Annotated in this window: 12 protein-coding genes; 8 read left to right on the forward strand and 4 right to left on the reverse strand. The window is 64.5% G+C overall.

Annotation, left to right across the window (positions count from 1 at the left end):
• Positions 1 to 23 precede the first annotated feature (23 nt).
• A complete protein-coding gene (locus ASB57_RS15330) occupies positions 24 to 425 on the reverse strand; it encodes a hypothetical protein (RefSeq protein ID WP_156414179.1) in 402 nt (133 codons plus the stop codon).
• A 274-nt stretch (positions 426 to 699) separates the two neighbouring features.
• Here ASB57_RS15330 and ASB57_RS15335 point away from each other — a divergent pair, with 274 nt between their 5' ends.
• The 3 genes from ASB57_RS15335 (at position 700) to ASB57_RS15345 (ending at position 3,895) form a co-directional block, all read left to right on the forward strand.
• A complete protein-coding gene (locus tag ASB57_RS15335; protein ID WP_082621624.1) occupies positions 700 to 1,845 on the forward strand; it encodes an MBL fold metallo-hydrolase in 1,146 nt (381 codons plus the stop codon).
• A 309-nt stretch (positions 1,846 to 2,154) separates the two neighbouring features.
• Positions 2,155 to 2,565 carry a DoxX family protein gene (locus tag ASB57_RS15340; RefSeq protein ID WP_231755154.1) on the forward strand — a complete coding sequence of 137 codons (411 nt, stop codon included), beginning with the start codon at positions 2,155 to 2,157 and terminating at the stop codon, positions 2,563 to 2,565.
• Positions 2,566 to 2,752: 187 nt separating this feature from the next.
• Positions 2,753 to 3,895, forward strand: a complete 1,143-nt coding sequence (locus ASB57_RS15345; protein WP_057653008.1) for a porin — start codon at positions 2,753 to 2,755, stop codon at positions 3,893 to 3,895.
• On the opposite strand, the gene ASB57_RS15350 is transcribed toward ASB57_RS15345, so the two are convergent.
• On the reverse strand, positions 3,892 to 4,269 hold the full coding sequence (locus ASB57_RS15350) for a DUF2809 domain-containing protein (protein ID WP_057653009.1): 378 nt from the start codon (positions 4,267 to 4,269) through the stop codon (positions 3,892 to 3,894). The genes ASB57_RS15345 and ASB57_RS15350 overlap by 4 nt on opposite strands.
• 62 nt (positions 4,270 to 4,331) lie before the next feature.
• A complete protein-coding gene (locus ASB57_RS15355) occupies positions 4,332 to 5,216 on the reverse strand; it encodes a LysR family transcriptional regulator (protein WP_057653010.1) in 885 nt (294 codons plus the stop codon).
• A 266-nt stretch (positions 5,217 to 5,482) separates the two neighbouring features.
• Between ASB57_RS15355 and ASB57_RS15360 the strand changes: the two genes are divergently transcribed.
• Complete coding sequence (locus tag ASB57_RS15360) at positions 5,483 to 5,914, forward strand: PACE efflux transporter (protein ID WP_057653011.1); 432 nt, start codon at positions 5,483 to 5,485, stop codon at positions 5,912 to 5,914.
• Positions 5,915 to 5,929: 15 nt separating this feature from the next.
• On the opposite strand, the gene ASB57_RS15365 is transcribed toward ASB57_RS15360, so the two are convergent.
• Positions 5,930 to 6,895, reverse strand: a complete 966-nt coding sequence (locus tag ASB57_RS15365; RefSeq protein ID WP_057653012.1) for a LysR family transcriptional regulator — start codon at positions 6,893 to 6,895, stop codon at positions 5,930 to 5,932.
• A gap of 175 nt (positions 6,896 to 7,070) precedes the next feature.
• On the opposite strand from ASB57_RS15365, the gene ASB57_RS15370 reads away from it, so the two are divergent.
• The 4 genes from ASB57_RS15370 (at position 7,071) to ASB57_RS15385 (ending at position 12,097) form a co-directional block, all read left to right on the forward strand.
• Positions 7,071 to 8,237, forward strand: a complete 1,167-nt coding sequence (locus ASB57_RS15370) for an alanine--glyoxylate aminotransferase family protein (protein WP_057656176.1) — start codon at positions 7,071 to 7,073, stop codon at positions 8,235 to 8,237.
• A 107-nt stretch (positions 8,238 to 8,344) separates the two neighbouring features.
• Positions 8,345 to 9,361, forward strand: a complete 1,017-nt coding sequence (locus tag ASB57_RS15375; RefSeq protein WP_057653013.1) for an extracellular solute-binding protein — start codon at positions 8,345 to 8,347, stop codon at positions 9,359 to 9,361.
• A 4-nt stretch (positions 9,362 to 9,365) separates the two neighbouring features.
• Complete coding sequence (locus ASB57_RS15380; protein WP_057653014.1) at positions 9,366 to 10,463, forward strand: ABC transporter ATP-binding protein; 1,098 nt, start codon at positions 9,366 to 9,368, stop codon at positions 10,461 to 10,463.
• Complete coding sequence (locus ASB57_RS15385) at positions 10,460 to 12,097, forward strand: iron ABC transporter permease (RefSeq protein ID WP_057653015.1); 1,638 nt, start codon at positions 10,460 to 10,462, stop codon at positions 12,095 to 12,097. Before ASB57_RS15380 ends, ASB57_RS15385 begins: the two co-directional genes overlap by 4 nt.
• The last annotated feature ends 44 nt before the right edge of the window (positions 12,098 to 12,141 follow it).

Below are 12,141 nucleotides of genomic sequence, written 5' to 3' on the forward strand. Positions count from 1 at the left end.
CGGCGATGCCCGGCGCCGTGCGCTCAGAACGTCACGACCCAGGTTGCCGCGCCGATGCCGCTGGGGCTCGCGGGCAACGCGCTTTCGTTTTCCGGCACGCTGGCGCTGGCGGCGGTATCCACTGCCGTGGCCGAAGACAGCGAGCCCTGCATGGCGACGTTGGCCATCTCGTTGTGCAGGCAGCTGACGGCGGGCTGGGTTTGCGGAAGGCGCAGAAGGTCGCCGCTGGACACCTGGCACTCGCTGGCGATGGTGAAGCTGACCGCCATCGAAGCGCCCGAGCCCAAAGTCGCGGCCGCGGCGCCGGCTGACACGGCCACCGTGCAGGCCAGGGCGCCGGTCAGCGGCAGGGCGCGCAACGCCGGGCGAAGGCGGCGAATCAGCACGGCGGATGCAGCGCGGACGCGAGGGGACAACGGGGACATGCCGAAGAGCCTTTCTTCAGGGAAAGTGAGGAAGATGCGGGCCGGCGCGGAGCGCGAGGGACGTCTGGCGACTTTGCGCGGCAGCAGAATTTTCGCAGAAAGATGCCGTTACATGTGAGGCTCTTTTGGGTGAGCGAAGGTTTCCATGCTCTGCCGTGGCGGAAATGCAGCAGTCGTCTGTCCTTCCTGGCGGAACAATGTTTTCCGCTGTACGTGTTTATCGAACGGCGAGAAACCTGCACCATCCGGGCATACAGATTAGGAATCCCACTGAATGTCGACCACCTGCAGACTGAGCGCGTGCTGGAAGCCGCGCCGCCCCTTGCTGCCGGCTCCCGTGCGCCGCTGGCTGGGCCTGAATGCCATTGCCCGCTCGCGCCTTGTGGCGGGATCGGACCAGCATGACGGCGAACGCTTCCGTAACGTTGCCCCCATGCCTGCCGAGGGCTTGGGCAAGATGCTGCGCATCATGTGGAACATGCTGCTGCACAAGCCCAAGGACACGGTGCCTACGACGCCGATCCCGGTCGACGTGCTGACCCGCGCACAGCTGCTGGCCGCGCCGGACCGCAGTCTCTATCGTCTGGGTCATTCGACGCTGCTGTTCAAGCTGCGTGGACAGTTCTGGCTGACGGACCCGGTGTTCGGCGAGCGCGCGTCGCCGTTTTCGTCCATGGGGCCGCGGCGTTTCCATGCGCCGCCGATTGCCCTGGAAGATATGCCGCCGCTGCAAGCGGTGATTCTTTCCCATGATCATTACGATCATCTGGACCGGGATACCGTTCTGGCTTTGGCGGCCAAGACGGAAGTTTTTCTGACGACCCTGGGCGTGGGCGACCGGCTGATCGAATGGGGCATCCCGGCGCACAAGGTGCGGCAATTCGATTGGTGGGGCGGCACCACCCTGGACGGCGTGAAGCTGACGGCGGCGCCGGCGCAGCATTTTTCCGGGCGCAGCCTGCTGGATCGGGATCGCACCTTGTGGGCGTCCTGGGTCATCGACGATGGAGAGATACGGGTGTTCTTCAGCGGCGACACCGGGTATTTCGATGGCTTCCGTACGATAGGCACGCGCCTGGGGCCCTTCGACGTGACGTTTATCGAAACCGGTGCGTATGACGCGCAATGGCCGTATGTCCATATGCAGCCCGAGCAGACGGTACAGGCGCATATCGACGTGCGGGGTCGCCACCTGGTTCCCATCCACAACGGCACCTTCGACCTGGCCATGCACCGTTGGCAGGATCCCTTTGAGCGCGTCACCGCGCTGGCGGCCGAACGCAACGTCGCGTTGGCCACGCCCCGCATGGGCGAACGCCTGGACCTCACCGCCCCGGCCCGTGGCGAAGCCTGGTGGCTGGACCCGGCCGCGGCGGAGTCCAAGGGCTTGGCCGAAACCGCTGCCGCCGCAAGGTCGTAGCCGCGGAGCGGCTGGGGCCGACGGCGGCAGCCCGTCACCGCCAGCCGCAGGGTCGATGCGCCGCAAGCCCCATCACCACAATCGCGGGGGCCGACGGGGCGCCAGCCCCGTCACCCGCAACCTCGGGGATGATGGGGCGGCAGCCCCATCATCAATAAAACCGCTTCGAAGATTGTTGCTCCCTGTGGAAGAAACAATTACCGAAAAGTTAGTATCCACATCGGCGCCCCGCCATTAGCATGGCGGGCTCTCCGGCCCCCATAGGCACCACGCCACGGCCGGTCTCGGGATCTTATCCAGGAGCTCCATGTGAATACCCAGGCTTATAGCGTCAACTCTCCCCTCGCGCTGCTAGGGCGCATCCTCATCGGCCTGCTGTTCTTCATCGCCGGCGTGCGCAAGATCCTAGGCTTCTCCGGCACCGTCGGTTATTTCGGCAGCCTCGGCTTTCCCCTTCCTGAAGTGGTGACCGTGCTGGTCATACTGCTCGAAGTCGGCGGCCCCATCCTGTTCGTATTGGGTTGGCAGCTGCGGCCCTTGAGCATCCTGCTCGCCATCTACACCGTGCTGACCGCCGTCATCGCCCACCGCTTCTGGGCCGCCGACCCGGCTCAATTCAGCGGCCAGCTGAACAACTTCTTCAAGAACATCTCCATCGCCGGCGCCTTCCTGTACGTGGCGGCAGTCGCTCCGGTCACGCGCAAGACCCTGCAAGGCTAAGCTTGCCCCGGGGGGCATGGGGCCCATGCTCCCCTCTACCCTGCGCTAAGACCATAGTGTTAGCGCACGGCCACGCCCTCTCCGGGCCATACGCCTTCACGCGTGCCCCGGCTTATACCATCGTGCAATAGCCCCGGCAGGCGAGCGAAACCTATCCTCCCGGCTCGCTTCCACACGTTGTAGAGCCATGCCCCGTCTTCTCTCGTTGCGTTGCGCCCTCAAAGGCGCAGCCCGCATCCCCTTTGCTTCCCTCCCCTCCCTCACCCTCATCTGCATTTCGCTGGCCTGCGCCAGTGCGCCCGCGTCGGCGCAAAGTTCGGTCACCCTCTATGGCCGCCTGAACACCGCTGTCGAATACAGCTGGGTCAGCGGCGCGTCCGCCGACCGCAGCTGGGCCCGCATGACGAACAACCGCTCGGTCTTCGGCCTGCGCGGCACGGAGTGGCTGGGCAATGGCTGGTCGACGATCTTCCAGATCGAAAGCGGCATCTCGCCGAATAACGGCGAAGGCCAGATCGCCAGCCGCAACAACCGCCTCGGCTTCGAATCGCCCTACGGCACGTTCTTCCTGGGCCAATGGCATACGGCTTACACCGAGGCAACGACAGGGTTCGATCCCTACTATCCCACCACCGCGGGCTATATGGCGCTGATCGGCAACGGGTCGGCAGCACAGACCGACAACGTGCAGAACACCAGCTCCTTCGACCGCCGCCAGAAGAACTCCCTGCATTACCGGTCGCCCGACTGGAATGGCTTCAGCGGTGGGTTCTCCTGGGGCACGCCGGAGGAGCGCGCGAGCACGCCGCGCGATCCGCAGCTGTTCTCCTGGTCCGGGGTTTACACGAGCGGGGGACTGAATCTGGTGCTGGCGTATGAGCTGCATCGGAACTACCAGGCGTCGAATACGCACGATGACGCCATCAAGACCGGCGTGTCGTATCAATTCCCGACCACGCGGGTCAATCTGCTGTTCGAGCAACTGCGTTATCAAACGGCGACCGGAAGCCTGGCGCGCAAGGGCTATTACCTGTCCGTGATGCAGCAACTGGGCGGCGGCACGCTGACGGGCGCGGTGGGAGTCGCCGCCAACGGCACGGGCAGCGCGGACGAGACGGTCGGCTTCGTCAAGAGCGGGTCCGGCACCGGGGCTGTCCAGTACACGATAGGGTATGACTACCCGCTGTCCAAGCGGACGTCCTTGTTCGGGTACTACTCACGCATACGCAATCGGGCCAACGCGGCGTATGACTTCGCGATCAATGACCTGTCCGTGCCCGCCGGGGCCAGTCCGCAGACTATTGCGTTGGGACTGAAGGTGTATTTCTAAGTCCGCCGGTGCAAGGGCAGCTCGATGGCCAGTACGGCGAGCCAGCCCAGCGCGTAGGCCGCGACATCCCACCAGTCGGCGGTGCTGCCAAAGACGACACGCAGGACAGGATTCGGGATGCGCCAGCCCATGAGGGTGACCAGGTATTGGCCCAATTCAACCAGGGCGCCCACCGCGAACGCCAGGCTGGCGAGCAGCAGCACGGGGGCGCGCAGTACCGTCTTGAACACGTAGTAGACCCAGATCACTGCCAGGGTGTCGCCCAGGAAACTGCGCACCCAGCCCCAGCGTGCGCCGATGGTGGCCAGCACGACGAGGACGATGAACAGCAGAACGGCAGCGGCCAGCGCGCGCGGATTGAACTGGATTTTCATGGGCGGCATCGTAACCCGGTGAGGGTGGGCAGCGGGGCGCACGGGGCGGCAGCCCCGTGACATCACTCCCTTTGCCGCATCAGTTCGATGTAGCGTTGCGCGCCCAGGCCCAGCGGTCGTTCGCGGGACCAGACCACGTCCACCCACAGGGGCCGCTCGTTGGTGATGTTGTCGAAGGGAATCTCGACCAGGCTGCCCGCGCTTACCAGCGGGCGCACCAGGCTCTGCGGCAGATAGGCCCAGCCCAGGCCACCCTGGACCAGCCGCAAGGTGGCCAGGTGATTATCCGTGCGCCAGATATGGCGGGACAGCGCGAAGCGGGGATCCAGTTGTTCCCAGCTGCGGCTTGCGACCACGATCTGCCGCAGGTCGATCAGGTCTTCCATCTGCAAAGGCCGGTTGCGCGACCACCCGCGATGGGTTTCTGGATCCGCGACGGCGACCAGGATTTCCTCGCCCAACTCCTGGAACGCTTCGCGCTCGTCCATGTGGGCCCGTTCGAAAACCAGGGCCAGTTGCACGTTGCCGTCGTGCATCATGCGCAGCGCGTCTTCCTGCGGGGCGGTGATGACCTCGACTTCCAGCGAAGGGTATTCGGCCGCCAGGACGGTCAGGGGCATGCTCCATGGCGTCGACATCAGTTCCGGAGCGATGGCCAGGGTGACCCGTTGCTCCAGGCCCTGATGCAAGGCCAGGGCATGGCTGTCCAGCTGACGCAGCTGGCTGGCGATCTGGCGCGCCTGGGGCTCCAGGGAGCGGGCGGCTTCGGTCGGCCGGGGCTCACGGCCTTCGCGGTCGAAGAGTTTGAGGTCCAGTTCGGCTTCCAGCTGGGCGATGGCCATGCTGACCGCTGACGGGACGCGGCCCAGGGATCTTGCCGCGGCGGAGAAGGAGCCGGTGTCCAGGACGGACAGGAAGATCCGGATGTTGTCCGATGAGAAAGCCATAGGGCTGGACCTATCAGAAATATTGAAAGATTCTGACTTTATACATCAGCTGAGCTTGCATAGACTATGCATGTATTACGTGGGGCCTGGCGGCCCCACGTTGATTGATTTATCGATGGTGTGCGTGTTCTTAGCCGAAGGCGGCCGGCCGTGGCGGGCTTGGCTGGCTGGCTGGCTGGGCCTGGGCCCGGCCCAGGGCCCGGAAGCTCGGGCCAGGCCCGTGGCCCGGAACACCGTGGCGCGCCATCGCGCACTGGAGCATATTCATGCAAGGCATCAAACGGCGGATCGTGTATGTCGCGATCTACGAAGCTATCGCGATTGCGATCACCACCCTGGGGTTGTCGCTCTTTTCCGACAAGAGCGCGGGGCACGCGAGTATCGCGGCGGTCGCGTCCACGACGGTCGCCATCGTCTGGAACCTGATCTTCAACTACCTGTTCGAACGCTGGGAAGCCCGCCAGCCCGTCAAGGGCCGCAGCGTGCGCCGCCGCATCGCGCACGCGATCGGTTTCGAAGGCGGCCTGGTGGTCGTCCTCGTTCCCCTCTTCGCCTGGTGGATGAACATCTCCCTGCTCAGCGCTTTCATCCTGGACCTGGGCCTGATCGTCTTCTTCCTGATCTACACCTTCGTCTACAACCTCTGCTTCGACAAGGTATTCGGCCTGCCCGACAGCGCCCGCTCCACCCAGGCCTGACCCGGCGCACGCCGCCTAGGCGGCGCGCAGGTCGCCACCATCCGGCATCACGGGGCAAAGATGCACCCCAGGCGGAATAGGCTTGCGCCGCATGGTGTCGCAGAGAAAATGCAGGAAGTGCTCGGAGCCGCTGGACAGCGCCCGCAGATGCCGGGTGATCAAACAGATCTCCCGCTTCAAACCCGGCGACCGCAGCTCACGAAACACGAACTTCGACGCATCCCGCTCGCTGGCCGCCAGCGCGGGCAGCACGCTGAAGCGCTGGCCGATGCCAAGCATGGAATACAACGCACCCGTATTGGATATCTCGTCATGCGGCGCGTCGAACAGCGCCGGCATGCCCGCATGGGCACGTAGATACGCGCCTATTCCCGTGTCCGAAGAAAACCCGATATAACTGGCCGGATCCAGTCCCGCCCAATCGATGGGCCCCTTGCCCCGCGCCAAGGGATGATCGCGCCGGCACACCACGCCATAAGTATCCTCGAACAAAGGCGTATAGCTGAGTTCGTCGTAGCCGCGATACCGGCTTTCCACAGCGAAATCGATCTCGCCATTGGCCACCATCTGCTCGACCACCGCGGCGCTGGCGCCGCGCAGGGATATGGTGATGCCCGGATACGCGACGCGAAATCCTTCGATGGCATCGACCAGAAAATAATTCACCACCGATGTGATCGCCGCGATGCGGACATGCCCCTGCCGCCCTTCCGAAAACGCCTGCAGGTCGCTGATGGCGCCGTCGAACTGACCGATCACACGCGCGGCCTCGGCCTTGAAGCTCGCCCCCGCCTGCGTCAGCGTGACGCGACGCGTGCTGCGATCGAATAATCGGACACCGACCGCCTCTTCGAACTGCTGGATGGTGGACGTCAATGACGACTGCGTCAGCGCCATGCGCGAAGCGGCCAGCGTGAACGATCCCGTGTCGGCGATTGCCAGGAAACAGCGCAGATGACGCAAGGAGACGTGGCGTGACATGGCAAGGCGCGATCCGAGAAAAATTCTTCTTCGAGCATATATTTGAAAAATCGAATAATCAATAGATTCAAACCATTTGTTTTGATCAACCGACCTACCTAGAATCTGTCCACATCTGGCGGTAATCCACAGAGCAAAGGCAGGCCGCCGACTGACCATGGAGCGCTTCGATCCGATGTCCCCTACCGCGATTCCCAACCTGGCGCCGGACGGCTATCGCCTGCGCCTGCCCGGCCCCACTTTCGTTCCCGAGCGTGTGCTGCAAGCCAGCGCCCAAATGGTGGTCAACCATCGCGGCCCCGAATTCCGCGGCGCGCTGGCCAAGGCGGAAGCCGGCCTGCAACCCATCCTGGGCACCAAGAACCGCATCCTGTTCTACGCGGCCTCCGGCAGCGGCATGATGGAAGCCGCCATCGTCAACGTGGCCGGCCCCGGCGATGAACTGCTGATCGTCACGCACGGCCAGTTCGGCGAACGCTTCGCCACGATCGCGCAAGCCGTCGGCGCCAAGGCCGACGTCGTCGCCACGCAGTGGGGCGATGACATCGACCTCGCCGCCGTCGAAGCTCACCTGAAGCAGAAAGACTACCGGGCCATGGTAGTGGTCCATAACGAAAGCTCGACCGGCATCGTCGCTGATCTGGCCAAACTGGGCGCGCTGGTGCGCGACCGCCGCACCTTGCTGGTGGTGGACTCCGTCAGCGGCCTGGGCGGCATCGAGATGAAGCAGGACGAATGGGGCGTCGACATTCTGGTGTCCGCATCCCAGAAAGCCCTGATGTGCCCGCCCGGACTGGGTCTGGCCAGCATCAGTCCCAAAGCCTGGGAAGTGATCAATGGCGGCGGACGCCTGCCGTCCTTCTACTGGGATTTCCGCCGGGCCCAGGCCTCCGCCGAAAAAGGCGAGACGCCCTTTACCCCCGCAGTGAGCCTGGTGGGCGGATTGCTCGCAGCCCTGGACATGATCCATACCGAAGGCCTGCACCAGGTATTGGCAAGACACAAGAAACTGGCGAATGCCCTGCGCGCGGGTGGCGCGGCCATCGGGCTGAGCGATTTCGGTGCGGGCCAGCGCAAATCCTCCACCGTGGTGGTGTTCGACGTGCCCGCGCCCCTGGATGGCGCGACCATCGTGCGCGAGCTGTATCAACGCCATCGCACTGTCATCGCGGGTGCGCGCAATCGCCTGTCGGGCAAGGTGATTCGCATCGGCACGATGGGTTCCATCGACGCCGACACCATCTACACCGACCTGGCGCATCTTGAAGACGTGCTGCCGGATCTGGGACACAAGCTGAATCCGGGCGCCGGTGTCGCCGCCGCGCGGGCTTATCTAAGCTGAAGTATGTGAGCTGAAAGACATCGCCGGAAATACCTTGCTCTAGTTTCGCTAGCCTGACCATACCGCGCCGCACACAACACGAAAGGCGCACACAACAAGGGGAAGTCATGCAATACAAGAACGGTTTGATGGGTACTTTGCTGTTCGCTGGGGTCGCCGGGGTCATGACCCTGGCCGCGCCGGCCGCGCACGCCGCCGACGGCCACGTCGTGCTGTATTCCGCCAACGACGATACGGTCAATAAACTGATCGCCGACGGTTTCAAGAAAGAGACCGGCATCACGGTGGACGTGGTGTCCACCGGCTCCGGCGTCCTGTTCCGTCGCGTCATCTCCGAGCAAGGCAATCCGCAAGGCGATGTGGTCTGGGGCGTCAGCGCCGCGCTGCTCAAGCAGAACAGCAAGTATTTCGATGCTCACGCGGTGAAGGGTGCCGATCAGGTTCCCGCGCAGTATCGCGATCCCAACAATCTTTGGATCGGCACCAACTTGCAGGTGGCGGTGATCGCCCAGAACACCAAGTCCATCGATCCAGCCAAGGGTCCCAAGAGCTGGGAAGACCTGATGGATCCGCAGTGGAAAGGCAAGCTGGTCTACACCGATCCCGCCAACTCGGGCTTCTCCTACGCCACCGCCAGCGGCTTGCTGGGCGCCTGGGGCGACAACGACGCCGCCTGGGCCAAGGTCAAGAAGCTGATCGCCAACACCAAGGTCCTGAACCGCTCCACACTGGTGTTCGACGGCAATGGCACGGGCGAATATCCGCTGGGTATTTCGCTGGAATACGCCGGCTATCTGTGGGCGCACAACGGCGCGCCCGTGAAGGTGATCTACCCTGCCGACGGCACGGTGGCGCTGGCCGAAGGCGCGGCCGTCATCAAGGGCGGCCCCAACACCGCCAACGCCCGCGCGCTGGTGGATTTCCTGGCCAGCAAGCCCACGGAAGAAATGCTGTTGAAGTCGACCTTCCGCCGCCCTGCCCGCCAGGACGTCGCCCTGACCGATACGGGCGGCATGCCGCCCTTGGCGCAAATCAAGCTGCTGCCCTACGACGATGCGAAGTGGGAAGCGGCGCGCACCGACACCTTGCGCAAGCTGAAGGATCTCATCCAGGAAACGCGTTGATCGTATGACCGCCATACGGATTGATGACCTGACCTGCACCTTCGGCGAGCTGCGTGCCGTCGATGGTATTTCCGCAACGATAGAACATGGGGAGCTGTTCACCCTGCTGGGCCCTTCCGGCTGCGGCAAGACCACGCTGCTGCGCTCGATCGCCGGCTTCAACGATGTGACGTCCGGCAGCATCTGGCTGGGCGACAAACGCATCGACAGCCTGCCGGCGCATCAGCGCAACATCGGCATGGTCTTCCAGAACTACGCGATCTTTCCCAACCTCAACGTGGCAGACAACGTGGCTTACGGGCTGCGTGCGCGGCGCGTGCCGGCGGCCGACATCGGCCCGCGGGTGGAAAAAGCCCTGCAACGGGTGCGCCTGGACGGCTATGGCAAGCGCTGGCCCCATCAGATGTCGGGCGGGCAATTGCAGCGGGTGGCGATCGCGCGCGCCCTGGTCATCGAACCGGCGGTGCTGCTGTTCGATGAGCCCTTGTCCAATCTGGACGCGCAGTTGCGCACCGAGATGCGCATTGAAATCCGCCAGCTGCAGCAGTCGCTGGGCCTGACCGCCGTGTACGTCACGCACGATCAGGAAGAGGCCCTGGCCATATCCGACCGCATCGCCGTGCTGCGCGGCGGGCGCATCGAGCAGGTGGGGTCGCCGGAGGACATCTACCGGCAGCCGAGCACGCCTTTCGTGGCCAGCTTCCTGGGAGGCACCAATATGCTGTCCGGCGTGGCGGGTGCCTTCGACGGGGCGGTGACGCAAGTCGACGCCTGCGGTGCGACGCTGGCCGTGCCCGGACGGATCGCGGACGCGGGCAGCAAGGTGCTGTTGTCGATCCGGCCCGAGGCCTTGCGGGTGGCCGATGGTGGGCATGCAAGTGGTGCCGGCTTTGGTGGCGGCACGGTGAACGGCGCGCCCCTGCAAGCCAAGCTGATCCTGCGCGAGTTCCTCGGGCAGATCCAGCGCCTGCACGCAGAGTTACCCGACGGCACGCCGCTGCGGGTATCGGCGCTGGGTGCGCACACCTTGAACCTGCGCGAGGGCGCGGTCTTCGGACTGGCCTACGATCCCGCGCAAATCGTGGCGTTTCCCGCGCCATGAAGCAATTCCGACTCTCCATCACAGCCATCGCCCTGGTGCTGCTGGCGATCTTCCTGCTGTATCCCCTGGCCCTGGTGCTGGATGCCAGCCTGCGGATCGAAGGCAGCGGCGGCATCACGCTGGCGAACTACGCGAAGATCTTTTCCAGCACCTACTACACCAACAGCGTCGTCAACAGCCTTATCGCTGCCGTATTGGCCACGCTATGCGCGACGGCGCTGGCGGTGCCGCTGGCCTTCTGCCTGGCACGCGTGCAATTGCCGGGGCGGTCCTTGCTGCTGACCCTTGCGTCGCTGCCCCTGGGTTTGCCGTCTTTCGTGGCGGCCTATGCGCTGGTGCTGCTGTTCGGCCATGCCGGCGTGGTGACCACCGCGCTGCGCGGAATCGGCATACCCATCGGGTCGATCTACGGCATGCCGGGCATCGTCATCGTCTTCGCGCTGACGCTATATCCCTATGTGCTGATGCCCACCATCGCCGGCTTCAAGGCCATCGACATTTCGGTGGAGGAAGCCGCGCGCAATCTGGGCGGATCGCGTTTTTATGTGTTCCGCACGGTATTGCTGCCGGTGGTAGCGCCGGCGGTGCTGGCCGGCGCCTTGCTGGTGTTCATCGAGGCGCTGGAGAATTTCGGCGTGCCGGCGGTGTTGGCGGAGGATAAGCCCTTTCTGGCGGTGGATATCTTCAAGCTGTTCGCCGGCGAGGCCGACAGCAATCCGGCCGCGGCCGGCGCCTTGAGCGTGCTGCTGATCGCCGGCACCTCCGTGGTGTTGATGATCCAGCGGCGCTACCTGGGCAAGCGCCGGTTCACGACCAATGCGCGGTCGGTACCGCCGCCGCTGCCCTTGTCGCGCGGCTGGCGCATCGCCGCCGCGGCGTATTGCTGGGGCATGGTGGCAATAGCCCTGCTGCCCTTCGCCGCGGTGCTGATGATTTCCTTCCTGCATTTCCGCGGGCCCGTGCTGCACTGGCAAGCCAGCCTGGGCAATTACTCGGAACTGCTGGCGGGGTCCTACCAGCCGCTGTACAACACGCTGATCCTGGCGACCGTCACCGCCGCTGTCGCGACCGTGATCGGCGCGCCCATCGGCTACGTGGTCGCGCGCCATCGCAGCCGTCTGACCGGCGTGCTGGACATGGTGGGCATGGTGCCCTTCGCGGTGTCGGGCACGGTACTGGGCATAGGCCTGATCCTGGCATTCAACGACCGGCCCTTGATGTTGACGGGCGGCTGGTTGATCCTGGTGATTGCCTACGTCGTGCGCAAGCTGCCCTTCGCCATCCGGTCCTCGTCGGCGATCGTGCACCAGATCGATCCGAGCCTGGAAGAAGCGTCCATCAACCTGGGCGTATCTCCCATGCGTACGTTCGCCACCCTGACCGTGCCGCTGATGATGAGCGGCCTGGTCGGCAGCGTGATTTTGGTGTGGATTACGGTGGCGTCGGAATTGAGTTCAACCATCGTGCTGTATACGAGCAAGTGGTCGACCATGACCGTGCGGATGTACCAGACCCTGGAGGGCACGGCGCCGGGGACCGCCACGGCGGCGGCCGCCATCTTGATATTGTTTACGGCGGTGCCTTTGCTGCTGGTGAATCGCCGCTTGCGGCGTCAGGATGGCACGCTGCTTTAGGGCTGCTTGCCTCAGGGCTGCTTCAAGGCTGCTCCCGGCCGCTA

The sequence above is a fragment of the Bordetella sp. N genome (genome assembly GCF_001433395.1).
Lineage (GTDB): Bacteria > Pseudomonadota > Gammaproteobacteria > Burkholderiales > Burkholderiaceae_B > Bordetella_C.

Excerpts from the sequence above, each read along its gene's own strand:
- ASB57_RS15335 (WP_082621624.1), top strand. The coding sequence starts at position 700 with ATGTCGACCACCTGCAGACTGAGCGCGTGCTGGAAGCCGCGCCGCCCC.
- ASB57_RS15355 (WP_057653010.1), bottom strand. The coding sequence starts at position 5,216 with ATGGCTTTCTCATCGGACAACATCCGGATCTTCCTGTCCGTCCTGGAC.
- ASB57_RS15350 (WP_057653009.1), bottom strand. The coding sequence starts at position 4,269 with ATGAAAATCCAGTTCAATCCGCGCGCGCTGGCCGCTGCCGTTCTGCTG.
- ASB57_RS15380 (WP_057653014.1), top strand. The coding sequence starts at position 9,366 with ATGACCGCCATACGGATTGATGACCTGACCTGCACCTTCGGCGAGCTG.
- ASB57_RS15370 (WP_057656176.1), top strand. The coding sequence starts at position 7,071 with ATGTCCCCTACCGCGATTCCCAACCTGGCGCCGGACGGCTATCGCCTG.
- ASB57_RS15330 (WP_156414179.1), bottom strand. The coding sequence starts at position 425 with ATGTCCCCGTTGTCCCCTCGCGTCCGCGCTGCATCCGCCGTGCTGATT.
- ASB57_RS15365 (WP_057653012.1), bottom strand. The coding sequence starts at position 6,895 with ATGTCACGCCACGTCTCCTTGCGTCATCTGCGCTGTTTCCTGGCAATC.
- ASB57_RS15375 (WP_057653013.1), top strand. The coding sequence starts at position 8,345 with ATGCAATACAAGAACGGTTTGATGGGTACTTTGCTGTTCGCTGGGGTC.
- ASB57_RS15345 (WP_057653008.1), top strand. The coding sequence starts at position 2,753 with ATGCCCCGTCTTCTCTCGTTGCGTTGCGCCCTCAAAGGCGCAGCCCGC.
- ASB57_RS15360 (WP_057653011.1), top strand. The coding sequence starts at position 5,483 with ATGCAAGGCATCAAACGGCGGATCGTGTATGTCGCGATCTACGAAGCT.
- ASB57_RS15385 (WP_057653015.1), top strand. The coding sequence starts at position 10,460 with ATGAAGCAATTCCGACTCTCCATCACAGCCATCGCCCTGGTGCTGCTG.